Origin of the sequence: Saccharopolyspora kobensis (assembly GCF_900108315.1) — a bacterium.
Lineage (GTDB): Bacteria > Actinomycetota > Actinomycetes > Mycobacteriales > Pseudonocardiaceae > Saccharopolyspora > Saccharopolyspora kobensis.
Genome location: NZ_FNVB01000004.1, coordinates 229,865 through 250,875 on the forward strand (window position 1 = coordinate 229,865; position 21,011 = coordinate 250,875).

At 70.7% G+C, this 21,011-nt stretch carries 24 protein-coding genes; 13 read left to right on the forward strand and 11 right to left on the reverse strand.

Translation table 11 applies throughout. From position 1 onward, the window contains the following. Window positions 1-246: 246 nt before the first annotated feature. On the forward strand, window positions 247-1,221 hold the full coding sequence (locus C4T78_RS13895; protein ID WP_093344546.1) for a tyrosine recombinase XerC: 975 nt from the start codon (window positions 247-249) through the stop codon (window positions 1,219-1,221). Then, entirely contained in the window at window positions 1,196-2,152 is a 957-nt protein-coding gene (gene whiG, locus C4T78_RS13900; protein WP_093344549.1) for an RNA polymerase sigma factor WhiG, read from the forward strand. The genes C4T78_RS13895 and whiG overlap by 26 nt, the downstream gene beginning before the upstream one ends. A 65-nt stretch (window positions 2,153-2,217) precedes the next feature. Here the strand turns inward: whiG and C4T78_RS13905 are convergent, their stop codons facing one another. Continuing rightward, window positions 2,218-2,760, reverse strand: a complete 543-nt coding sequence (locus tag C4T78_RS13905; RefSeq protein WP_093344552.1) for a M23 family metallopeptidase — start codon at window positions 2,758-2,760, stop codon at window positions 2,218-2,220. A gap of 402 nt (window positions 2,761-3,162) precedes the next feature. Between C4T78_RS13905 and rpsB the strand changes: the two genes are divergently transcribed. From rpsB to C4T78_RS13935, 6 genes are all read left to right on the forward strand, one after another. Beyond that, on the forward strand, window positions 3,163-3,981 hold the full coding sequence (gene rpsB, locus C4T78_RS13910; protein WP_093146628.1) for a 30S ribosomal protein S2: 819 nt from the start codon (window positions 3,163-3,165) through the stop codon (window positions 3,979-3,981). Window positions 3,982-4,164: 183 nt separating this feature from the next. Beyond that, window positions 4,165-4,980 carry a translation elongation factor Ts gene (gene tsf, locus C4T78_RS13915; protein ID WP_093344555.1) on the forward strand — a complete coding sequence of 272 codons (816 nt, stop codon included), beginning with the start codon at window positions 4,165-4,167 and terminating at the stop codon, window positions 4,978-4,980. 268 nt (window positions 4,981-5,248) lie between these two features. Next, the gene (gene pyrH, locus C4T78_RS13920; RefSeq protein WP_093344558.1) at window positions 5,249-5,998 is read left to right on the forward strand and encodes a UMP kinase; all 750 of its coding nucleotides are present in this window, start codon (window positions 5,249-5,251) and stop codon (window positions 5,996-5,998) included. Between the two features lie 105 nt (window positions 5,999-6,103). Next, entirely contained in the window at window positions 6,104-6,661 is a 558-nt protein-coding gene (gene frr, locus C4T78_RS13925; protein WP_093146625.1) for a ribosome recycling factor, read from the forward strand. A 36-nt stretch (window positions 6,662-6,697) separates the two neighbouring features. After that, window positions 6,698-7,543 (forward strand): phosphatidate cytidylyltransferase, encoded by an 846-nt coding sequence (locus C4T78_RS13930; RefSeq protein ID WP_093344560.1) that lies wholly within the window; start codon window positions 6,698-6,700, stop codon window positions 7,541-7,543. A gap of 163 nt (window positions 7,544-7,706) precedes the next feature. Continuing rightward, the gene (locus C4T78_RS13935; RefSeq protein ID WP_093344563.1) at window positions 7,707-8,438 is read left to right on the forward strand and encodes a class I SAM-dependent methyltransferase; all 732 of its coding nucleotides are present in this window, start codon (window positions 7,707-7,709) and stop codon (window positions 8,436-8,438) included. 59 nt (window positions 8,439-8,497) lie between these two features. Here the strand turns inward: C4T78_RS13935 and C4T78_RS13940 are convergent, their stop codons facing one another. Then, window positions 8,498-9,262, reverse strand: coding sequence for a VOC family protein (locus C4T78_RS13940; protein WP_093344566.1), 765 nt, complete (start codon window positions 9,260-9,262; stop codon window positions 8,498-8,500). A gap of 365 nt (window positions 9,263-9,627) precedes the next feature. Here C4T78_RS13940 and C4T78_RS13945 point away from each other — a divergent pair, with 365 nt between their 5' ends. Next, the gene (locus C4T78_RS13945) at window positions 9,628-10,098 is read left to right on the forward strand and encodes a hypothetical protein (protein WP_093344569.1); all 471 of its coding nucleotides are present in this window, start codon (window positions 9,628-9,630) and stop codon (window positions 10,096-10,098) included. Here the strand turns inward: C4T78_RS13945 and C4T78_RS13950 are convergent. The 4 genes from C4T78_RS13950 to C4T78_RS13965 form a co-directional block, all read right to left on the reverse strand. Beyond that, window positions 10,075-10,752 (reverse strand): metal-dependent transcriptional regulator, encoded by a 678-nt coding sequence (locus tag C4T78_RS13950; RefSeq protein WP_374703876.1) that lies wholly within the window; start codon window positions 10,750-10,752, stop codon window positions 10,075-10,077. The genes C4T78_RS13945 and C4T78_RS13950 overlap by 24 nt on opposite strands. Window positions 10,753-10,824: 72 nt before the next feature. Further along, window positions 10,825-11,700 (reverse strand): metal ABC transporter permease, encoded by an 876-nt coding sequence (locus tag C4T78_RS13955; protein WP_093344575.1) that lies wholly within the window; start codon window positions 11,698-11,700, stop codon window positions 10,825-10,827. Beyond that, the gene (locus C4T78_RS13960; protein WP_093344578.1) at window positions 11,697-12,449 is read right to left on the reverse strand and encodes a metal ABC transporter ATP-binding protein; all 753 of its coding nucleotides are present in this window, start codon (window positions 12,447-12,449) and stop codon (window positions 11,697-11,699) included. Before C4T78_RS13960 ends, C4T78_RS13955 begins: the two co-directional genes overlap by 4 nt. Continuing rightward, on the reverse strand, window positions 12,446-13,369 hold the full coding sequence (locus C4T78_RS13965; protein ID WP_093348120.1) for a metal ABC transporter substrate-binding protein: 924 nt from the start codon (window positions 13,367-13,369) through the stop codon (window positions 12,446-12,448). The genes C4T78_RS13960 and C4T78_RS13965 overlap by 4 nt, the downstream gene beginning before the upstream one ends. A 70-nt stretch (window positions 13,370-13,439) precedes the next feature. Between C4T78_RS13965 and rlmN the strand changes: the two genes are divergently transcribed. Then, the gene (gene rlmN, locus C4T78_RS13970; RefSeq protein WP_093348122.1) at window positions 13,440-14,552 is read left to right on the forward strand and encodes a dual-specificity RNA methyltransferase RlmN; all 1,113 of its coding nucleotides are present in this window, start codon (window positions 13,440-13,442) and stop codon (window positions 14,550-14,552) included. A 240-nt stretch (window positions 14,553-14,792) separates the two neighbouring features. Here rlmN and C4T78_RS36035 read toward each other — a convergent pair whose 3' ends face one another. From C4T78_RS36035 to C4T78_RS13990, 5 genes are all read right to left on the reverse strand, one after another. After that, window positions 14,793-14,963: an AbrB/MazE/SpoVT family DNA-binding domain-containing protein gene (locus C4T78_RS36035; protein ID WP_121505375.1), complete on the reverse strand. Its 171-nt coding sequence runs from the start codon at window positions 14,961-14,963 to the stop codon at window positions 14,793-14,795. Window positions 14,964-15,064: 101 nt separating this feature from the next. Then, on the reverse strand, window positions 15,065-15,559 hold the full coding sequence (locus C4T78_RS13975) for a PIN domain-containing protein (protein WP_235863104.1): 495 nt from the start codon (window positions 15,557-15,559) through the stop codon (window positions 15,065-15,067). Window positions 15,560-15,626: 67 nt separating this feature from the next. After that, on the reverse strand, window positions 15,627-15,845 hold the full coding sequence (locus tag C4T78_RS13980) for an AbrB/MazE/SpoVT family DNA-binding domain-containing protein (RefSeq protein ID WP_235862935.1): 219 nt from the start codon (window positions 15,843-15,845) through the stop codon (window positions 15,627-15,629). 77 nt (window positions 15,846-15,922) lie between these two features. Further along, window positions 15,923-17,239, reverse strand: a complete 1,317-nt coding sequence (gene gabT, locus C4T78_RS13985; protein WP_093344584.1) for a 4-aminobutyrate--2-oxoglutarate transaminase — start codon at window positions 17,237-17,239, stop codon at window positions 15,923-15,925. Window positions 17,240-17,341: 102 nt separating this feature from the next. After that, window positions 17,342-17,950, reverse strand: coding sequence for a hypothetical protein (locus tag C4T78_RS13990; RefSeq protein WP_235862936.1), 609 nt, complete (start codon window positions 17,948-17,950; stop codon window positions 17,342-17,344). Window positions 17,951-18,135: 185 nt separating this feature from the next. Here C4T78_RS13990 and C4T78_RS13995 point away from each other — a divergent pair, with 185 nt between their 5' ends. The 3 genes from C4T78_RS13995 (at window position 18,136) to C4T78_RS14005 (ending at window position 20,963) form a co-directional block, all read left to right on the forward strand. Continuing rightward, window positions 18,136-18,723: a TetR/AcrR family transcriptional regulator gene (locus C4T78_RS13995; RefSeq protein WP_093344587.1), complete on the forward strand. Its 588-nt coding sequence runs from the start codon at window positions 18,136-18,138 to the stop codon at window positions 18,721-18,723. Window positions 18,724-18,810: 87 nt separating this feature from the next. Beyond that, window positions 18,811-20,274, forward strand: a complete 1,464-nt coding sequence (locus C4T78_RS14000; RefSeq protein WP_093344590.1) for a PucR family transcriptional regulator — start codon at window positions 18,811-18,813, stop codon at window positions 20,272-20,274. Beyond that, the gene (locus tag C4T78_RS14005; protein ID WP_218161402.1) at window positions 20,232-20,963 is read left to right on the forward strand and encodes a PucR family transcriptional regulator ligand-binding domain-containing protein; all 732 of its coding nucleotides are present in this window, start codon (window positions 20,232-20,234) and stop codon (window positions 20,961-20,963) included. The genes C4T78_RS14000 and C4T78_RS14005 overlap by 43 nt, the downstream gene beginning before the upstream one ends. Window positions 20,964-21,011 lie beyond the last annotated feature (48 nt).

Genomic DNA, 21,011 nt, shown 5'->3' on the forward strand with positions numbered 1-21,011 from the left:
TGCCGGTCGGGGACAGCAATCGCTTCGGGGCGCCATCGCTCCTCATCGCGATCCCGGTTCTCACCAGCGGAAATGCGGCGCGGCGCGGGCTCGGGACGGGCGCTCGGCGGTGGTTCTCGCCGGGGAGATCTCGGCGGTTCCACCGCCCGGTGCCATCGCGCGCGACGAGGCGGGACGAAACCGAGTGATCATGATTCGGCGTGGCGATGCTTGACCGGTGGGGTCGCAAGGGCCAGCGTCTGAGTCATGTCCCGTGCCCGTTCCACCGCATCGCGAAGACCCGATTTCCGCGCGGTCCGGGCAAAACTGCCCGAGCCGCTGGGTGCGGCGGTCGACGGGTTCGAACGGCATCTCGCGGCCGAACGAGGCCTGTCGGTGCACACGGTCCGGGGTTACGTCGGCGACGTCGTCTCGCTGCTGGATCACCTGTCCGGGGCATCGGGCCGGGAAACCCTTGCTGAGCTGGACATCTCAGTGCTCCGCGAGTGGTTGGCGGCGCAGCACGCCCAAGGCGCGAGCCGGTCGACGATGGCCCGGCGGACCGCGGCCGCCCGGACCTTCACGGCGTGGGCGCTGCGCGCCGAGCTGCTGCCGAACGATCCGGGGCCGCGGCTCGCGACGCCGTCCAGACCGCGAAAGCTGCCTGCGGTGCTGCGCGCCGACCAGGCGAGCGCGGCGATGCAGGCCTCCGCGGCGGGCGCCGAGCAGGGCGATCCGGTAGCCCTGCGTGATCACGCGGTGCTGGAGCTCCTGTACGCCACCGGCGTGCGCATCGCCGAGTTGTGCGGATTGGACGTCGACGACGTGGACCGGGAACGTCGGGTGATCCGCGTGATCGGCAAGGGCGACCGAGAACGCGTTGTGCCGTTCGGGCTACCCGCCGATGATGCGCTCGGCCGGTGGATCAGCGCTGGACGGCCGAAGCTGGTCCGGGCCGATTCCGGCGCGGCGCTGTTCCTGGGTGTCCGGGGTGGGCGGCTTGACCCGCGTACGGCGCGGCGGAGCGTGCACGACGCCGTCGGAACCGTTTCCGGTGCACCGGACGTCGGGCCGCACGGCATGCGGCATTCAGCGGCGACCCATTTGCTGGAAGGCGGTGCGGACCTCCGTAGCGTTCAGGAGTTGCTTGGTCACGCTACGCTCGCAACGACCCAGCTTTACACCCACGTGACCGTTGAACGGCTGAAGGCGATCCATGACCGAACCCACCCCCGTTCCTGACCACGCCGGGGGCGGCGCCGACACGGTGGCCGCGAGACCGAACTCGGCGCCGGTGACTGCCCGTGATCAAGGCGGCTCGACGAACGGCCACGCCCCCGAGTGCGTGCGCCGCCAGGGGCTCTCCCTGGCGGCGGAGGCAGCGGCGGGCGCGGACGGGGACCAGCGCCGCGCCGATGGCGTCGAAGCGGGCATAGTCGCGCTCTGGCAGGCGTTCGGCGAGCGGCGCGACCAAGAGCTCCGCGACCGCTTGGTGCTGCACTACGCGCCGCTGGTCAAGTACGTAGCGGGCCGGGTGGGCACCGGGCTGCCCTCGCACGTCGACGTCTCCGACCTGATCCAGTCCGGCATCTTCGGCCTGGTCGACGCGATCGAGAAGTTCGAGCCCGAGCGCGGCCTGAAGTTCGAGACCTACGCGATGCAGCGCATCCGCGGGGCGATCCTGGACGACCTGCGCGCCCAGGACTGGGTGCCCCGATCGGTGCGCAGCCGGGCCAGGGACGTCGAGCGGGCGCTGGAGCGGCTGGAAGCGAAGCTGCAGCGCACCGCCACCGACGCCGAGCTGGCCGCCGAGCTGGAGCTGTCGGTCGACGAGCTCCGCGAGCTGTTCGCCCAGCTGCAGATGACCAGCGTGATCGCCCTCGACGACCTGATCGGCGCCGGACCGATGCAGTCATCGCTGGCCGAGACGCTCCCCGACGACCGCGCCGAAGACCCGGTGGCGGCCCTCGTGGACCGCGACAGCCGCCGCCAGCTGGCCGAAGCGGTGAAGCGCCTGAGCGAGCGCGACCGGGTGGTGGTGACGCTCTACTACTTCGAGAACCTGACGCTGGCCGAGATCGGCAAGGTCCTCGGGGTGACGGAGTCGCGCGTCTGCCAGCTGCACACCAGGGCGGTGCTCCGCCTGCGCACGAAGCTAACCGAAGCGGGTTGATCGCGCTTCCGCGCGTGGAGCGCCGGGCGGGGTGGCGATCTCCGGGATCTCGCCACCCCGGCGGCTCAGTCCCAGGGCAGCAGGCGGACGTGTCCCACGCCCAGGAGGCGCAGCGGGTTCAGGTAGGTCAGGCGCTGGCGGGCACCCCAGTGCAGGCAGGCCTGGGGCGGCTGCACCGCGCACTGCGGGTGGCCCGGTTCCAGGGTGCCGATCGGTTGGCCCCTGGTGACCTGGTCGCCGACCGCCACTGCTGGCCGGACCGGTTCGTAGGTGGTGCGCAGCCCGGTCGCGTGCTCGATCGACACCAGGTCGCGGCCGGCCACCGGCCCGGCGAACACCACCAGCCCGTCGCCCGCGGCGAGCACCTGCTGGCCGGCCTCGCCGACCAGGTCCACGCCGCGGTGGCCGGGGCCGTAGGCGTGCTCCGGGGCCTCGAACGGGCGGACGACAGCGGGTGGCGGAGCCAGCGGCCAGCCGAACTGGCCTTCGGGCGTCTTCGCGGTCGACGGGGGAGCGGAGTACGCGGCCGGTTCGGGCGCCGCGGTCAGGCCGGCCGCGGCAGCGGCGAAACCGCCGCACAACAAGGCTGAAGTGATCAACGGTCGCATTCACCCACAGTGCTCGCGCGTTGCGGCGGGCAACAGGGGGAAGCGGAAATCTGTGGACAAACCAGGCCGCTGTGGACAACTCGCACTCCACGATCGGGTCAGCGGGCGCGTCCAGTACACTGTTGGTGCGGTTTCGTGTCCGCACGGACCGACTTCGCGTGCCCGCACGCACGCCTGCGCAGGTGGCCGGACCGAGAGGTCGGCGACCCGGTGGCTCAGTACCGAGTTCAACACCTCGGTCGCTGCTGCCCGGGCGGGCTGCCGGTGCCCCGTGGTCCCGAGTTCCTCGTGAGCCGGGTGGGGTGGCCGGGCGGGCACCAGGGCGACGGGTCACCCGGCTCGTCGCGGCAACCGAATCGCGCGCCACCCGGCGCGCCCGACTCACGAGGTGCGAATCTGGCCATGGCCGTCGTCACCATGAAGCAGCTGCTCGACAGCGGCGTGCACTTCGGGCACCAGACCCGTCGCTGGAATCCGAAGATGAAGCGCTACATCTTCACCGAGCGCAACGGCATCTACATCATCGACCTGCAGCAGACGCTGTCGTACATCGATGCGGCGTACGACTTCGTCAAGCAGACGGTCGCGCACGGCGGAACGATCATGTTCGTCGGCACCAAGAAGCAGGCGCAGGAAGCGATCGCCGAGCAGGCCCTGCGGGTCGGCATGCCGTTCGTCAACCAGCGCTGGCTGGGTGGCATGCTCACCAACTTCCAGACCGTCCACAAGCGTCTGCAGCGTCTCAAGGAGCTTGAGACCATGGAGCAGACCGGGGGCTTCGAGGGTCGCACCAAGAAGGAGATCTTGATGCTGACCCGCGAGAAGGACAAGCTCGAGAAGACCCTCGGCGGTATCCGCGACATGAGCAAGGTGCCCAGCGCCGTGTGGATCGTGGACACCAAGAAGGAGCACATCGCCGTCGGCGAGGCCCGCAAGCTGGGCATCCCGGTCGTCGCGATCCTCGACACCAACTGCGACCCGGACGAGGTCGACTACCCGATCCCGGGCAACGACGACGCGATCCGCTCCGCCGCCCTGCTGACCCGCGTGGTCGCCGACGGTGTCGCCGATGGCCTGATGGCCCGCAGCGGCCGCACCAACGGCGCCCCGGAGGGCGAGGAGAAGCCGGCCGGCGGCGAGCCGCTGGCCGAGTGGGAGAAGGAGCTGCTGGCCGGTTCCGGCCAGGCCGCCGAAGGCGGCGAGCAGCCCGCGCAGTCCTGATGCACCGCGCCCCGCGTCCGCTGGTCGGGCGCGGGGCGCGATCAGGCTGACTTCCAGTCACACTTGCGGGTGTGACTGCCCGAGCTGGGCACGCCGCCCCGCCGAGCGGATCGGACGCCGCGGGGTCGCTGCCCGCCCGCAACACCTTCGAAGCTGCGTAACAAGAGGGACGGATAACGCACGATGGCGAACTTCAGTGCGGCCGACGTCAAGCGTCTTCGCGAGCTGACCGGCGCCGGCATGATGGACTGCAAGAAGGCGCTCGACCAGAACGACGGCGACTTCGACAAGGCCGTCGAGAGCCTCCGCATCAAGGGTGCCAAGGACGTCGGCAAGCGCGCCGAGCGCGCGACCGCCGAGGGCCTGGTCGCCGCGGACGGCGGGGTGCTGATCGAGCTGAACAGCGAGACCGACTTCGTCGCCAAGAACGACGAGTTCATCGGCCTGGCCACCAAGGTCGCCGGTGCGGTCAAGGAAGCCGGTGCCGGTGACCTGGAGAGCGCGCTGGCCGCGCCGCTCGACGGCAAGACCGTCTCCGAGGTGATCCAGGAGCTGTCCGCCAAGATCGGCGAGAAGCTGGAGCTGCGCCGGGTCGCCAAGTTCGACGGCACCGTGGCCACCTACCTGCACCGCCGCTCCACCGACCTGCCCCCGGCGGTCGGCGTGCTGGTCGAGTACACCGGTGACAACGCCGAGGCCGCTCGCGCCGCCGCCATGCAGGTCGCCGCGCTCAAGCCGAAGTACCTCCACCGCGACGAGGTCCCGGAGGAGATCGTCGCCAACGAGCGGCGCATCGCCGAGGAGACCGCGAAGGCGGAGGGCAAGCCGGAGAAGGCCCTGCCGAAGATCGTCGAGGGTCGCCTGAACGGCTTCTTCAAGGAGAACACCCTGCTGGACCAGCCGTCCGTGCAGGACAACAAGAAGACCGTCAAGGCGCTGCTGGACGAGGCCGGCGTGACGGTCACCGGCTTCGTCCGGTTCGAGGTCGGCCAGGCCTGACCTGCTGCTGAGGGCGGCCTGCCGGGACCGCACCCAGTGGTGTCCCGGCCGCTCACCCGCTGAGCAGGCCGGCTCGGCAGCCGCCAGACGCGGTTTCGGCGCCCCGCCTTCGTTGGAAAGGCGGGGCGCTTTCGCAAGAGGGGCGATCACCTGCGGGTTCTCATGCGTCTTCCCGGCGGCGCGTCCGGCCGAGAAGGCGCATGAGGTTCCGCCAGGTGCCCACCAGCGCGAATTGACCACAGACCGAAAGACCTCGCAGGAGGAATCAGTGACCGACGAGGGCCCAACGCAGCGCGGTTACGGCCGGGTGCTGCTCAAACTGGGCGGTGAGATGTTCGGCGGGGGCGGCGTCGGGATCGACCCGAACGTGGTCGGCACGGTCGCCCGGCAGATCGCCGAGATCGTCGCCGACGGGGTCGAGGTGGCCATCGTGATCGGCGGCGGCAACTTCTTCCGCGGTGCCGAGCTGCAGCAGCGCGGGATGGAGCGGGCGCGCGGCGACTACATGGCGATGCTGGGCACCGTGATGAACTGCCTCGCGCTGCAGGACTTCCTGGAGCGCGAGCACGGCATCGACACCCGCGTGATGACCGCGATCACCATGGGCCAGGTGGCCGAGCCCTACATCCCGCGCCGCGCCATGCGGCACATGGAGAAGGGCCGCGTGGTGATCTTCGGTGCGGGCACCGGGATGCCCTACTTCTCCACCGACACCACCGCGGCGCAGCGGGCGCTGGAGATCGGCTGCGAGGTGGTGCTGATGGCCAAGGCCGTCGACGGCGTCTACACCGCGGACCCGAAGACCACCCCGGACGCGCAGCTGTTCGACAGCATCACGCACCGCGAGGTCCTGGAGCGCGGCTTGAAGGTCGCCGACGCGACCGCGTTCAGCCTGTGCATGGACAACCACATGCCGATCCTGGTGTTCAACCTGCTGCAGGAGGGCAACATCGCCCGCGCGGTCGGTGGGGAGAAGATCGGCACGCTGGTCAGCACCCCCGCCGCAGCGTCGGCCTGATGGTGCTGGATCCTGATCTGGTCGCGGGCCCGCCGTGGGGCGGCGGCGCACCGCGGGCGACACTTGCAATGTCCACCGGTCGGCAGACTTAACTAAGGAGCAGCCGTGATCGACGAAGCTCTTCTCGAAGGCGAGGAGAAGATGCAAAAGGCGGTGGAGCGGGCCAAGGACGAGCTGGCCACCGTTCGCACCGGCCGCGCGAACCCCGCGATGTTCTCCGGCATCGTCGTCGACTACTACGGTTCGCCGACGCCGTTGAACCAGCTGGCCAGCGTTTCCGTGCCGGAGGCGCGGCTGGTGGTCGTCAAGCCCTACGACGCCAGCCAGCTGGCGGCGATGGAGAAGGCCATCCGCGACTCCGACCTGGGTGTGAACCCGTCCAACGACGGTCAGCTCATCCGGATCGCGATCCCGCAGATGACCGAGGAGCGCCGCAAGGAGATGGTCAAGCTCGCCAAGCAGAAGGGCGAGGACGGCAAGGTCAGCGTGCGCGGCATCCGTCGCAAGGTGAAGGAAGAGATCGACCGCATCGTCAAGGACGGTGAGGCCGGTGAGGACGAGGGCACCCGGGCCGAGAAGGAGCTCGACAACCTCACCCACCAGTACACCGCCAAGATCGACGACCTTGTGAAGCACAAGGAATCGGAACTGCTCGAGGTCTGAGTGGTGACGGCCGGCCAATGCGAAGGTGAGTCCGGAATGCCCGCTGGCGCCCCGGACCCGCCTTCGCGTCCTTCCCGGGCCGGACGCGATCTCCGGGCCGCCATCGGCGTCGGGGTAGTGCTCGGTGCCGCGATCATCCTCTCGCTGCTGATGGTGCGCTTCGTCTTCATCGGCATCGTCGCCGCCGCGGTGGCGGTCTCCAGCGTCGAGCTGGCCAACGCGCTCAAGCGCGGTTCCGGCACCCGGGTGTCACTCGTCCCGGTGCTGGTGGGCGGGCAGGCCATGGTGTGGTTGTCCTGGCCGTTCGGCCTGCGCGGAGCGCTGGTGGCGTTCGCGATCACCGTGCTGGCCTGCCTGGCGTGGCGGTTCCGGCACGGCGTCGACGGCTACGTGCGGGATGTGACCGCATCGGTGTTCACCGCGGCCTACGTGCCGCTGTTCGCCGCGTTCGCCGCGATGCTGGTGCGGCCGGAGGACGGTGCGTTCCGCGCGCTGTGCTTCATGATCGGCGTCGTCGCCTCCGACACCGGTGGTTACGCCTTCGGCGTCCTGTTCGGCAAGCACCCGATGGCCCCGAGGATCAGCCCGAAGAAGTCCTGGGAGGGCTTCGCCGGGTCGATGCTGGTCGGCGTGGGCGCGGGCGCGCTGTCGGTGACCCTGATGCTCGGCGGCGAGTGGTGGGAGGGCATGCTCTTCGGCGCCGCCCTGGTGTGCACCGCGACGCTGGGCGACCTGATGGAATCGCTGATCAAGCGCGACCTGGGCATCAAGGACATGGGCAACCTGCTGCCCGGCCACGGCGGCCTGATGGACCGGATGGACTCGCTCCTCCCGTCGGCGGCCGCGGCCTGGATGATGCTCTTCTGGCTCGTCCCGTCGTGAACGACGGTCTGACGAACTCCCTTCGCGCGGCGGTGCGAGCAGCCGAACCTCAGCGTCCGCCCGATGCACGTCGAACGGCCTGCTCTCGCCAAGCGCACGCCGAGCGCCCGCGCCGTAGGCGGACTGCGCGGCTTGGCCGCTCCGAAGGCGAGGACCGGCGTTGATGCGTGCCTGGCGGAAGGCGGCTCGGCCGCAGGTCACGCCGAGTCCGAACATCTGGCACTGGCCGGAGCTGTTCGAGATCGAGAACCGGGCCCAGGACGCGACCGGTGCGCTGTGGGACGCGCTGCGCGAGCGCTGCGACTGGGCTGATCGGGACGTGGTCGACATCGGCTGCGGCGACGGCTTCCACCTGCCGCTGTTCGCGGCCGAGGCGCGCACCGTGATCGGCATCGAGCCGCACCAGCCGCTGGTGGAGCGGGCCCGGCGCCGGATGGCGGGCACGCCCGGCGTGGACGTGCGGCAGGCGCCCGCCCAGCAGCTTCCGCTGGCCGATGCCAGTGCGGACCTGGTGCACGCCCGCACCGCGTACTTCTTCGGCCCCGGTTGCGAACCGGGCCTCGCCGAGGCGGAGCGGGTGCTGCGACCGGGCGGCGTGATCGCGATCGTCGACCTGGACGCGGGTCGTTCGCCGTACGGCGACTGGATGCGGGCCGATGCGCCGCAGATCGATCCGGCCGCGATCGAGGAGTTCTTCCAGCGCCACGACTTCGACAGCACCTCGGTGGCCACCGAGTGGCGCTTCGACGATCGGGAAGCCCTCGAAGCGGTCCTGGGCATCGAGTTCTCCGCGAAGGTCGCCGCCCGCGCGGCCCGCGAAGTCCCCGGCTGCACGCTCCCGGTCGGCTACCGCCTCCGGACCCGCCGCAAACCGACCACCCTCCTGACGCCCTGAACCGCTCCGCTGCCCGGGCAGCCGTCTATTTCGTGTGGGACCTCGGGTGACGGAGGTGGTCACTCGCCGGTGCGCTGGGCGGTGTCGATGATGAAGAAGGACGCGCCGACGACGTCCCGGAGCAGGGCCACGCGGCCGTGCGGCGAGTCCGTGGGGTCGCGCAGGACTTCGCCGCCGAGCTCCACCGCCTTCGCGGTCGCCGCGTCGGTGTCCTGGTCGGGGTTGACCTGGAAGTACAGCTGCCAGTGCGCGGGCACGTCCTCGGGCAGCGAGAGGCTGGTCTCGAAGCGGCCCGCCGTCGGCTGGTCGTCGACGTACCAGACCGTGTAGTCGAAACCGTCGCCCGGTTCGCCGATCTGCTCCTGCCGGTAGCCCAGCAGGTCCGCGTAGAAGGGATCCGCCGCGGAGCCGTCGCGGGTGTGCAGCTCGGCCCAGCAGAGCATGCCCGCGTGGTCCCGGCCGAAGGTGCCGTTGGGCGGTGCCTGCCACAGGCCGACCGGCGCCCCGGTGGGATCCTCGGCGACCAGGAACATCTCGTCCGCGGGCGTTTCGGTGGGCGGCACCAGCACCTTCCCGCCCAGGGCCCGGATGCGCTCGACCGCGTGGCGGACCGAGCCGCACTCCAGGTACAGCGTCCACGCCGTCGGTACGCCGGTCTGGGGTGGCAGCACTCCGGCGACCGGTTTGTGCTCCTTCATCGCGATGTTGTAGTCCGGCCGCTGGATCCAGTGCCAGCCGAACAGGCCGGTGTAGAAGTCCCGGGTGCCGGACACGTCGTTGGTGGCCAGGTCCACCCAGGCAGGCGCGCCCACTGCGATGGTCATCGGCAGTCCCGCCTCTCCGAGTGTGGTTGCGTCTGGGGTCGATCTCGCGTTGTGCGGTCTCTTGTCATCGCGGCCCCCTGAGATGCGGTTGGGCAGGGATCCGATTGGCACAACGGGCATCGCTCCGCCTCCGCGGTTCACCCAGAGGGTGACCGGCGCCGGTGCGGGGAAAACCCCTGCGGCCGATCAAGATCGTCGGCGTCACCCGGTGGCGCTACGTCTCGGTGCCTTTACCGCAATCGAACGCCCCCGAATGACGCCTTGATCCTGGACCGCCCACGTGATCGACTAGGTGTGGTCACTCAGCGTGCGTATACGCACGTGGAGGGCCCGATCGTGCAAGCACCCGGGTTACAGGAGCAGCCATGGCCAACCGCGCGGCTAAGCCGGTCACCGCGGGCTTGAGCCGGCTCGCCGAGCTGGACCGCCGGGAGCGCAACCGGATCATCCAGCAGCTGTGCGAGCAGCACCCGGCCTTCCGCTCGCTGCTGAAGCAGGTGTCGATCGCCCGCGGCGTGGCCTTCGGGTCCGGGCTGGTGCTGGCCGTCGCGGTGATGTTCCTGGTGCAGAACGCACCGGTGCTGTGGGTTTCCGGCCTGGTGTTCATCGGGCTGGCCGGGTTCTGCTACGTGGCGGTGGCGCTGACCGACAGCCGGTTCGACCTGCTGCTGGCGGTGCTGGGCGCGCACCGGACCGACGAGTTGCACGGCCGGCTGGTGACCGAGCAGGTCTACGGCGAGGAGTGCGCCGAGCAGCCGGAGCGGACCCGGGTGGTGACCGCCCGCTCGGTGGGGCCGCGGCTCACCGACGGTTCACCGGTTCACGCTGATCGATAGCGCCGCGGCGATCTCGCTGCCCACGAAGTGCGTTTCGTCGTCCGGCGGTTCGCCGACGCGCACCACCAGCGGCCCGCCGAACGGCTTGCGCTCCACGAGCTCGATGCGCGATCCCAGCGTCATGCCGTGCTCGGTGAGGTAGCGCAGCAGGTCCGAATCGGTGTCCCAGACCCGCGCGATGGTGCCGACCGTGCCGGGATCGACCTGGTCCAGCAGCTTCGTCGCGGGCTTCTCCATCCGGCCGTCGGCGGTCGGGATCGGATCGCCGTGCGGGTCGTGGGTGGGGTTGCCGAGCTTGGCCGCGATGTGCGCGACGAGCTCGTCGGAGACCGCGTGCTCCAGGGCGTCGGCCTCCCGGTGCACCGCGTCCCAGCTGTAGTCCAACTCCTCGACCAGGAACAGCTCGATCAGCCGGTGGCGGCGGAGCACGTCGTGGGCCAGGCGCCTGCCTTCCGGGGTCAGCTCGACGCTGCGGTACCGGACGTGGGTGACGAGGCCGAGCTGCGCGAGCTTGTTGATCATCCCGGACACCGATGAGGGGCTCAGCCCGAGGCGCTGCGTCAGGGTCGCGTTCGTGACGGGCACGCCTCGTTCGCTGAGCCCGTAGATCGCCCGGAGGTAGTCCTCGACGGACGGCGACGGACGCTCGGCCATACTCGTCATACTTTCACGATACGGGCGCCGGGAAGGCCTTCGTGAAAGAGGTGTTTCGGCCTCGCGGGCAGTTCAGGCCCGCACCGCGGAGCCGGTCGCCCCGCGCCGGCGCACCGCCCGGGCGATCAGGCCCTGCTCCGGCGCGCCGAGGTAGACCAGCGCGAAGACCACCGTCTGGCACACCACGATCATGCCGCCGGTGGAGGTGTCCAGGTGGAAGCTCAGGTAGGTGCCCAGGACGCTGCTGAGCACCGACAGCGCGGCGGCCACCGCGAGCATCCGCGGAAACCGCTTGGTCAGCAGGAACGCCGTGGCACCCGGCGTGATGAGCATCGCGGTGACCAGGATGACGCCGACGGCCTGCAGCGCCACGACGACGGTCAGCGCCAGCATCGTCAGCAGCAGCGCGCCGATCCGCCGCGGGTTCAGCCCGATCGCGTGCGCGTGGGTGGGGTCGAAGGCGTAGAGCGTGAGGTCGCGGCGCTTGACCAGCGCCACCGCGAGCACGATCGCCGCGATCACCAGCACCTGCAGGATGTCGGAATCGGTGACGCCCAGGACGTTGCCGAACAGGATGTGGTTGAGGTCCACCTGGCTCGGGATGCGCGAGACCAGCACCAGTCCGAGCGCGAACAGGCCGGTGAACACCACGCCGATCGCGGCGTCCCCCTTCAGCTTGGTGGTGCTGCGGACACCGGCGATCAGCCCGACGGCGAGGCTGCCGAACAGGAACGCGCCGAGCGAGAAGGGCAGTGCCAGCACGTAGGCGAGCACCACGCCGGGCAGCACGGCGTGCGAGACGGCGTCGCCGAGCAGCGACCAGCCGATCAGCGTGATCCAGCAGGACAGCACGGCGCACACCAGCCCGGCGGCCAGGCTGACCAGCAGCGCCCGCTGCATGAAGCCGAACTGCAGCGGCTCGACGAGCCACTGGACGATCTCGTTCACCTGGTCTCCTGGGTGCTGCTCCGGGCGACGGCGGTGTCGACGCCGAAGGTGCGGGCGAGGGTGTCCGGGGACAGGACTTCGTCGAGCGGCCCGTGCGCGATCACCCGCTGCTGGAGCAGCACCGCTTCGTCGCACAGCGCCGGGACGCTGGCCAGGTCGTGGGTGGAGATCACCACCGTGCGGCCCTCCGCGCGCAGCGCGCGCAGCAGGTCGCTGATCATCGCCTCGGACTTCCTGTCCACGCCTGCGAACGGCTCGTCGAGGAACAGCAGTTGCGCCTCCTGCGCGATGCCGCGCGCGACGAACGCGCGCTTGCGCTGGCCGCCGGAGAGCGCGCCGATCGGGTTGCCGGCCAGCTCGGTGAGCCCGACCCGCTCCAGCGCGGCGCGGACCGCCGCCTTGTCCCGCTGCTTGGGCCGGCGGGTGAGGCCCAGGTGCCCGTAGCGGCCCATCATGACCACGTCCGCCACGGTCACCGGGAAGGTCCAGTCGACGGCCTCGGACTGCGGCACGTAGGCGATCAGCCCGTCGCGCCGGGCCTGCCGCTGATCGCGGTCGAGCAGCCGGATGTCCCCGGAATCCGGGCGGACCAGCCCCATCAGCGCCTTGAACAGCGTCGACTTCCCGGAGCCGTTCATGCCCAGCAGGCCGCAGATGCGCCCCGGGGCGATGTCCACCGACACGTCGTCGAGCGCCAGCGTCTCGCCGTAGTGGACCGTCACGCGGTGCGCGCTGATCGCGAGGTTCACCGGGCACCCCGCAGACCCGCGACGATCGTCTCGGCGTCGTGGCGCAGCAGGTCCAGGTACGTCGGCACCGGGCCGTCCGGGCCGGACAGCGAGTCGACGTAGAGCACGTCGCCCAGCCGCGCGCCGGTCTCCCGCGCGACCTGCTGCTGGGCCTTGTCGTTGACGGTGGACTCGCAGAACACGGTGGGCACTCCGTTCTCCCGGACGAATTCGGTGGTCGCCTTGATCTGCTGCGGCGTGCCCTCGGAATCGCTGTTGACCGGCCACAGGTAGGCCTCGCGCAGGCCGGCGTCGCGCGCCAGGTAGGAGAACGCGCCCTCGCAGGTCACCAGCGCGCGGTGCTCGCCGGGCAGGGCCGCCAGCTCCTCGCGCAGGTAGCGGTCGATCTCGTCCAGCCGGCCCAGGTAGGCATCGGCGTTGGCGCGGAAGGTCTCGGCGTGCGCCGGGTCGAGGCGGATGAACGCGTCGCGGATGTTGGTGACGTAGACCGCCGCGGTGCGCGGAGACATCCAGGCGTGCGGGTTGGCCTTGCCCCGGTACTCGCCGCCCTGGATCGGGATCGCCTCGATTCCGCTGGTCAGCGTCACGTGCTCGGCCTCGCTGCGCTGCACGAACTTGTCGAACCAGCGCTCCAGGCCGAGCCCGTTGTCCAGGACGAGATCGGCCTTGGCGGCGCGGAGCATGTCGCTGGGGGTGGGCTCGTACTCGTGGATCTCGGTGCCCGGCTTGGTGATCGACTCCACCGCGATCGCGTCCCCGGCGACGTTGCGGGCCATGTCCGCGATCACGGTGAACGTGGTGACCACCTGCTTGCGCCCGTCGTCGGGCTGGCTGAACCCGGTCCCGCATGCGCTGAGCAGCAGGAACGCCGCCGCGACGAGAGACGTGTTTCGGATACCTGCGGAACGGGATTTCGCCACGCCGAAAACTGTACCCCGGGCGGTGGCCGCCACCAAGGTCGTCTCCGGGCGTGGGAAGATGGACGGCGCTATGTCTGCGACCTCCCTGCCACTCGTCTTCGACGCCCCGCGCCGCGGTATGCCCCCGCGGCACCTCGCCGACCTCTCCGCCGACGAACGGAAGGCCGCCGTCGTCGAGCTGGGGGAGAAGCCGTTCCGCGCCAAGCAGCTGGCGCACCACTACTTCGGCAGGCTCAACGCCGATGTCGAGTCGATGACCGACATCCCGGCGGCCAGCCGCGCCAAGCTCGGCGAGAGCCTGCTGCCGCCGCTGCTCACCGAGATCCGCCACCTGATGACCGACGACGGCACGACCCGCAAGTCGCTGTGGCGCGCGCACGACGGCACGCTCGTGGAGAGCGTGCTGATGCGCTACCCGGACCGCGCCACCGTCTGCATCTCCAGCCAGGCGGGCTGCGGCATGGCCTGCCCGTTCTGCGCCACCGGCCAGGGCGGTCTGCAGCGCAACCTGTCGACGGCCGAGATCGTCGACCAGGTGCGCTCGGCGGCCGCCGCGATGCGCGACGGCGAGGTCCCCGGCGGCCCCGGGCGGCTGTCGAACGTGGTCTTCATGGGCATGGGCGAGCCGCTGGCGAACTACCGCCGCGTGATCAACGCCGTGCACCGCATCTGCGACCCGGCGCCGGAGGGCCTGGGCCTCTCGCAGCGCTCGGTGACCGTCTCGACGGTGGGCCTGGTCCCGGCGATCAAGAAGATGACGGCGGAGAACCTGAACGTGACGCTGGCGGTGTCGCTGCACACGCCGGACGACGAGCTGCGCGACACGCTGGTGCCGGTGAACAACCGCTGGAACGTCGCCGAGGTCCTGGAAGCCGCGCGCGGCTACGCCGACCACACCGGCCGCCGGGTGTCGATCGAGTACGCGCTGATCCGCGACGTCAACGACCAGCCGTGGCGCGCGGACCTGCTGGGCAAGCTCCTGCACAAGCACCTCGGCCAGTTCGCGCACGTCAACCTGATCCCGCTGAACCCGACGCCGGGCAGCAAGTGGGACGCCAGCCCGAAGCCGGTGGAGCGCGAGTTCGTCCGCCGCGTCCGCGACGCGGGAGTTTCCTGCACGGTCCGCGACACCCGAGGCCAGGAGATCGCCGCGGCCTGCGGCCAGCTCGCCGCCGAGGAGTGATTCGCGCGGGGCCGGTGGGCCTCGTGTGAACGCAATGAACAAAAGGGTGACCTCTGGTCGTCCGGTGCTCCATGATCGCGCTGCTGGACGCGACCCGGTCATCGAGGACTTCTTCGCGCGGTACCGCGGCACCGCTCCAGACCTGGACCTACGTCCGAAGTGGACGGAGGTCCGAGCCCGGCCGGTGCGCGTCGCGAACCGCCCCCCGAGCGGCGCGCACCGGTTGTGCGGCGGCGGTCGTCATTCGACGACCGCTGGTTTGCCGAGCAACGCCTCGGCGACCGGTGCGCCGGGCAGGACCGCCGGGCGCATCTCGACGACGATCTGCCCGTCGTCCTCGTAGGCCACCAGCGGCATCCCGGGTTCGATCCCGGCGGCCCGCATGATCGCCCGCGGGAGGGTGATGCGCATTTCCCCGTCTGCGGTGATCTCTGTGCACTCCGCGTGTCTCACGAGCGAAATGCTGGTCCCAGCCGCGATGGTGGATCAAGCTCCGTCACACCCCTGTGGAGTTACTCCGCACGCCGACCGGTGGCGGCGCGCGGATCTGCTGGTCCCAGCGGTCGGCCGGTGAACCACCAGTCTCCAGGGGCCGGCTGGCATGTTGACCGGAGCGATATCACGAAGCGTGATGTGCGCTCAGCGCAGCAGTTCGATGGACGCTCCGGCGTGAGCGTCTCGCCACGCTTCGTTCGCTGTGAGAACCGGGACGTTGAGCCGGATGGCCAACGCGAGGCAGGCCCGATCTCCCAGGGACAATCCGGCGACGTGCGTGCCCACAGCTCGCCGGCCAGCAGCGCATCTTCGGCGGTGAACGGCTCGACTGCCACACCGAGGGTGCGCAAGCGGTTGCACGTGCGTTCGGCATCCGCTCCGTTCTGCGTCAGCTTCTGGGCGAGCTCCGACCAGTTCACCGTCGACATCGTCGCTGTGCTGATGACCGCGTCCACCTTGTCCGCGCCGGTTTCGTCGTGCAGCCAAGCCAAGATCGCCGATGTGTCGAGCACCGTGGTCAACGGCGGCCTCCGGTGGACTCCTCGGTCTCGGCGGCGGCCGCTGCACGGCGATCCGCGATCAGCTCGTCCACGGCCGATCCACGTCCGTGCCAAGCTGCTGCGACGTCACGTCGGATTCGCGCGTTTCGATCACCACGCGGCCGTCCTGGACGTAGACCGCGAGTGGTGTGCCCGGCTCGATCCCCGCAGCGCGCCTGATCGATGCAGGGATGGTTACCCGGCCTTGTCCGTTGGCCGTGATCTCAGTGCGGGTCCCACGTTCGTCAGCCAGCGCCATGCCGCCAGCATGGATGACGAGCGGGTGCGGCAAGGCCGGAAATTTTCGGAGGTGCATGATTCGGGACTGGTTCTCATTCAGCTCGTGTGCTCGCGGATGGCCCGCTCCAGGACTTCGAGGCCTTCGATCAGGAGGGCGTGGTCGATGACCAGGGGCGGGAGCAGGCGGATCACGTTGCCGTAGGTGCCGCAGGTGAGGATCACGACTCCGCGCGCGTGGCAGGTCTCGGCGATCCTGGTGGTCAGCTCCGGGTCCGGTTCGGTCGTGCCCGGCTTGACGAACTCGATGCCGATCATCGCGCCGCGGCCGCGCACGTCGAGGATCGCTTCGGTGTTCAGGGCCCGCAGGCGGGGTAGCACCAGGTCGCCGATGGCGCGCGCGGCGGCGGCCAGGTCTCGCTCGCGCATCGCGCGGATCGCGCCGAGGGCGCCCGCGCAGGCGATCGGGTTGCCGCCGTAGGTGCCGCCGAGGCTGCTCGGCGGCATGGCGTCCATCAGCTCGGCGCGACCGGTGACCGCCGCCAGCGGCAGGCCGCCCGCGATGCCCTTGGCGGTGGTGATCAGGTCCGGCACCACGTTCTCGTGGTCGCAGGCGAACCAGGCGCCGGTGCGGCAGAAGCCGGTCTGGATCTCGTCGGCGATGAACAGCACGCCGTTGTCGGCGCACCACTTCGCGATCGCGGGCAGGAATCCCGGTGCGGGCTCGATGAAGCCGCCCTCGCCCTGGATCGGCTCGATCAGCACCGCGGCGACCTGGTCGGCGCCCAGCTGCTTGTCGATCCGCTCGATGGCCTCGCGCGCGACCTGCTCGCCGGGGCGGCCGTCGCGCGCGGGGTAGGACATCGGCACCCGGTAGACCTCCGGGGCGAACGGGCCGAAACCGTGCTTGTACGGAACGGACTTCGCGGTCAGCGCCATGGTGAGGTTGGTGCGGCCGTGGTAGGCGTGGTCGAAGGCCACGATCGCCGGGCGCCCGGTGGCCCGGCGGGCGATCTTGACCGCGTTCTCCACCGCCTCGGCGCCGGAGTTGAACAGCGCGCTGCGCTTCTCGTGGTCGCCGGGCGTCAGCGCGGCGAGCTCCTCGCAGACCTGCAGGTAGTTCTCGTAGGGCGTCACCATGAAGCAGGTGTGGGTGAACTCGGCGACCTGACGCCGCACCGGCTCGACGACCTCCGGTGCGGCGTTGCCCACGTTGGTCACCGCGATGCCCGAGCCGAGGTCGATCAGCGAGTTGCCGTCGACGTCGTGCAGCACCCCGCCCGCGGCCTCGGTGATGTAGACGGGTAGCACGCTGGCCACCCCGCCTGCCACCGTCGCGGCGCGGCGCCGCTGCAGTTCGCGGGAGTTCGGTCCGGGGATCTCGGTGCGCAGAACGCGCGCCTGGGCGGTGGTCACGGAGCCTCCTGGTCGTGTCGTACTGGGACCAGGCTCGGTGGGAAGCGCCGAACCGAACAGGTGCCGTTCTGGTTGGCCCACGTGTGGGGATTGGACACAATGTCAGGCGGTGGCCGACGTTCCCCGCGACCCGCCGCGCCCGTCACTCTGCTTCCGCAGCACGATGCTCAGGCGGATGGCGGAGATGAGGAAGAACAGTCCGCCGAGGGTTGCGTAACCGGCCAGGCCGACGATGTCGCCGTTGCCCTGCAGCGCCTGAGCCAGGAAGGACGCCCCGGCCAGGACTGAAATGCCGCCGCTGAGGATCTGCGGCACCTGGCCTCCGGAACGTCGCTGCCGGACGGCGGCCAGGAGCTGGGGGATGCCGGATCCCACGGCCCACGCACCCCAGACCCCGAGTGCGGCGGGGACGGACACCGTCGATGCCACGCTGAGCGCGATGGCGACGATGGCGCTGACGGCCACGTTGACCCACTCCGCCGTCCGCGCGCCGGGCGCGCGGTGCGGAGATCGCAGTTGCCGCAGGACGGCGGCCGCGTCGAAGAGCGGATAGATGACCACGAGGGCGGTGAGCACCGGCCCCGCGGCCGTCGAGGTCGCGAACAGCAGTCCTGCCCAGACGACGGCGAACGCGAAGCGCACGAAGTACAGGCGGCGCAGCGCCGAGCTGAACGCAGGCGCGAGGCTCGAGTCGATGGCGGAGGTGGTCATGGAAATTCCTTTCGCTGGGGTTCGCGGGCTCAGCCGAGGGCGGTCGTGACGAAGGCGGGCACGTTTCCGCGCGCGGTGAGGCCCACCTCGGCCGTCCGACGTAGAGTTACTAGTTCGTCTACATCGCATAACCTAGACTGCCACTCGGTGTCGGCGCAACGGCCGGGCCGGAGTGGAAGGACGACATGCACACCGACAGCACGGAACCGGTGACTCGCACCTCGTCGGGCTCCGCTACCCGGGCGCGGATCCTCGGCGCCGCGAACGAGCTGTTCTACTCCCACGGCATCCGCGCGACGAGCGCCGACCGCATCATCGAGAAGGTCGGCATCACGAAGGTCACCTTCTACCGCCACTTCCGCACCAAGAGCGAGCTGGTGGTCGCCTACTTGGAGGAGCAGGCCGCCGCGGAGCGAGCGTGGATGCAGAGCGTGCGCCGTGAGGGCGACCCGGTGGGGACGTTGCGGGCGCTGGCCGCCGACATCGGCACCGCGAGCTGCCGCCCGGGATTCCGGGGGTGCGCGTTCATCAACGCTGCGTCGGAGTTCGCCGACCCCGATGACCCGGTCCGCCGCGCCGTCGACGCGCACCGCCGGTGGATGCGCGAAGAATTCGCCGAAGTCGCCGCGGAAGCTGGGGTGAGCGACGTCGACTCCACGTCGAGGCAGCTGATGATCCTCCGGGACGGAGCGATGGTGAACGGGTACCTCGACGACCCGAAGCCCATCGACGAGTCGCTCGCCGCCGCGTTCATCTCGGTCATCGGGCGGTGACGGCCTCCGGGTGAGGCGCCGATCCGGGCAGGTGGCGTTCTGGTTGGCTCAGTTGCGGGGATTGGACACGATGTCGGGAGGTGACCGGTGCCGTTGACGTTGCGCGACCTGGTCGCGGGCACCGCGCTGGGCCTCACCGCGCGCGCCGGGGAGCAGGCGTTGGACCGGCCGATCGCCTGGGTGCACACCAGCGAGCTGGCCGATCCGGCGCCGTTCTTGGAGGGCGGCGAGCTGCTGCTCACCACCGGGCTCGCGCTGGGCGCCGCAGACTGCGCGGTGCTGGTGGAGCGGCTGACCTCGGTGGGTGCCGCCGGGCTGGGTTTCGGCGTCGGGCTGAGCCACCAGGAGATCCCCGCCGAGCTGGTGGGCGCTGCCGAGCGCGCCGGGCTGCCGCTGCTGGAAGTGCCGCGCCCGACGCCGTTCATCGCGATCAGCAAAGCGGTTTCGCACGCCGTTGCCGCCGACGAGTACGCGAGCCTGCGGCGGACGAGCCGCGCGCAGCACGAGCTCGCGCAGGCGGCGGGCACGACCAACGGGATCAACGCGCTGGTGCGCAAGCTCGCGCGACTGCTCGACGCCTGGGTGCTGCTGCTCGACCCCAGCGGGCGGCTGCTGCACAGCGCACCGGTCGCCGCCGGTTCGCGGCTGCGGCAGTTGACGTCCGAAGTGGACAAGATGCGCGCGAAGCGGGGCTTGGCCGCAGCCGGTTTCCCGCTCGGTGACCAGGAAGTGAGCATGCAGGCGCTGGGCGGTCGGGCGCGCGGTTTCCTCGTCGTGGGCCGCGACGGGCCCTTCGCCACCACCGACCACCACGTGATCAACTCGGCCGCTTCGCTGCTGACGCTCGCGCTGGAGCAGGTCGAGGCGCTGGGTTCGGCGCGCCGGCGGCTGCGGTCGGGTTTCCTGGAGCTGATGCTGCGCGGCGAACCGGTGCGGGACGTGCTCGGGGATCTGCACGCCGAACTCCCGCCGGAGCCGTTCCGGGTGGTGGTGCTGCTCGGGGCGCGCGATCGCGACGAGCTGGTGGCCAGGTTGGCTGCCGACCAGCCGAGCGCGCCCGTCTACCTGGCCGAGCGCGGAGACGCGGTGGTGGGACTGGTCGCCGACGACGCGCTTGACTGGCTCACCGGCCAATCCGGACTCGCCGTCGGCGTGTCCGAACCGAGCACCGCGGCCGGGCTCGCCGAAGGACTGCGGCAGGCCGAGCAGGCCGCGCAGGTGGCCAAGCGCGGTGACGTCGCGGTGCGGTTCTCCGAGCTGGCGGGGCGCGGATTGCTCGACCTGGTGCCCGCAGGCGACGCGCAGGCCTTCGCCGAGGCAGTGCTCGCTCCGTTGCGGGATCAGGAGGTGCTGCTGCGGTCGTTGCAGGCCTGGCTGGCGCACCACGGCCAGTGGGATCCGGCGGCCAGCCGACTGGGGGTGCACCGGCACACCTTGCGCAACCGCGTGCACAAGGTGGAGGAGCTGCTGGGGCGCAGCCTCGACCAGCCCGGCGTGCGGGCGGAGCTGTGGCTGGCCCTGCAAGTGCTCGGCGCGTCGACGAACTGCTGAACCTGCCGGAACTCGACCTGCGGGCGCGGGTTCGCGGCCGGGTGGACCGGCCGATCCGCTGGGTGCGCACCATCGAGATCGAGTCGCCGGGACGCTTCCTGCGCGGCGGCGAGGTGGTGCTCGCCGCGGGCGTGTGGCGCACGGCCGGGATCACCGCGGAGGCCTTCGTGGCCGATCTCGTCGCGGCTGTCGGCTTCGGCCTGGTGCCACCGGAGACGCAGGTGCCCGAGGAGTTCGCGGCCGCCGAGCACGGGCTGACCTGCTTCGTGGTTCCCGTCGAGGTCGCGTTCCTGCAGATCGTGGCGGCCTTCGTCGGCGCCGAGCGGGCCGAGTGGGAACGGCCGCTGCGCCGCCACCTCGCGCAGCACGACGCGATCGTGGCCGCGCTGCGGGTCGACCGCGGTGTCGGAACCGTGGTCGGCGCGCTGGCGAAGCAGCTCGGCGAACCGGTCGCGGTGCGCGTCGCAGGTGCTCTGGTCGCCGGGCGAGGCACCGACGCCCGATCACCCGTTGCCGCTGGTGGGCGAGGGCCTGGCGGAGGCGGAGCTGCTGCTGCCCAGGCCGCTGGGCGAACTCGACGCCGAGCAGCAGGCGGCCGTGGTGCAGGCGATGCCGTTCATCGCGCTGGAGATCGCTACGGCTTCGAGGACTGCACCCGCATCAAGCACGTGATGCACAGCCACGCCTGATGGGAGCCGTGAGTGTTTCGGGGCGCTATGGCACCCCGAAACGCTCAC

Excerpts from the sequence above, each read along its gene's own strand:
- C4T78_RS13935 (WP_093344563.1), top strand. The coding sequence starts at position 7,707 with ATGCGTGCCTGGCGGAAGGCGGCTCGGCCGCAGGTCACGCCGAGTCCG.
- C4T78_RS13905 (WP_093344552.1), bottom strand. The coding sequence starts at position 2,760 with ATGCGACCGTTGATCACTTCAGCCTTGTTGTGCGGCGGTTTCGCCGCT.
- rlmN (WP_093348122.1), top strand. The coding sequence starts at position 13,440 with ATGTCTGCGACCTCCCTGCCACTCGTCTTCGACGCCCCGCGCCGCGGT.
- C4T78_RS13895 (WP_093344546.1), top strand. The coding sequence starts at position 247 with ATGTCCCGTGCCCGTTCCACCGCATCGCGAAGACCCGATTTCCGCGCG.
- C4T78_RS13995 (WP_093344587.1), top strand. The coding sequence starts at position 18,136 with ATGCACACCGACAGCACGGAACCGGTGACTCGCACCTCGTCGGGCTCC.
- C4T78_RS13930 (WP_093344560.1), top strand. The coding sequence starts at position 6,698 with ATGCCCGCTGGCGCCCCGGACCCGCCTTCGCGTCCTTCCCGGGCCGGA.
- C4T78_RS13945 (WP_093344569.1), top strand. The coding sequence starts at position 9,628 with ATGGCCAACCGCGCGGCTAAGCCGGTCACCGCGGGCTTGAGCCGGCTC.
- C4T78_RS13950 (WP_374703876.1), bottom strand. The coding sequence starts at position 10,752 with ATGGCCGAGCGTCCGTCGCCGTCCGTCGAGGACTACCTCCGGGCGATC.
- tsf (WP_093344555.1), top strand. The coding sequence starts at position 4,165 with ATGGCGAACTTCAGTGCGGCCGACGTCAAGCGTCTTCGCGAGCTGACC.
- C4T78_RS13980 (WP_235862935.1), bottom strand. The coding sequence starts at position 15,845 with ATGGCGCTGGCTGACGAACGTGGGACCCGCACTGAGATCACGGCCAAC.
- C4T78_RS36035 (WP_121505375.1), bottom strand. The coding sequence starts at position 14,963 with ATGCGCATCACCCTCCCGCGGGCGATCATGCGGGCCGCCGGGATCGAA.
- C4T78_RS13940 (WP_093344566.1), bottom strand. The coding sequence starts at position 9,262 with ATGACCATCGCAGTGGGCGCGCCTGCCTGGGTGGACCTGGCCACCAAC.
- C4T78_RS13990 (WP_235862936.1), bottom strand. The coding sequence starts at position 17,950 with ATGACCACCTCCGCCATCGACTCGAGCCTCGCGCCTGCGTTCAGCTCG.
- whiG (WP_093344549.1), top strand. The coding sequence starts at position 1,196 with ATGACCGAACCCACCCCCGTTCCTGACCACGCCGGGGGCGGCGCCGAC.
- rpsB (WP_093146628.1), top strand. The coding sequence starts at position 3,163 with ATGGCCGTCGTCACCATGAAGCAGCTGCTCGACAGCGGCGTGCACTTC.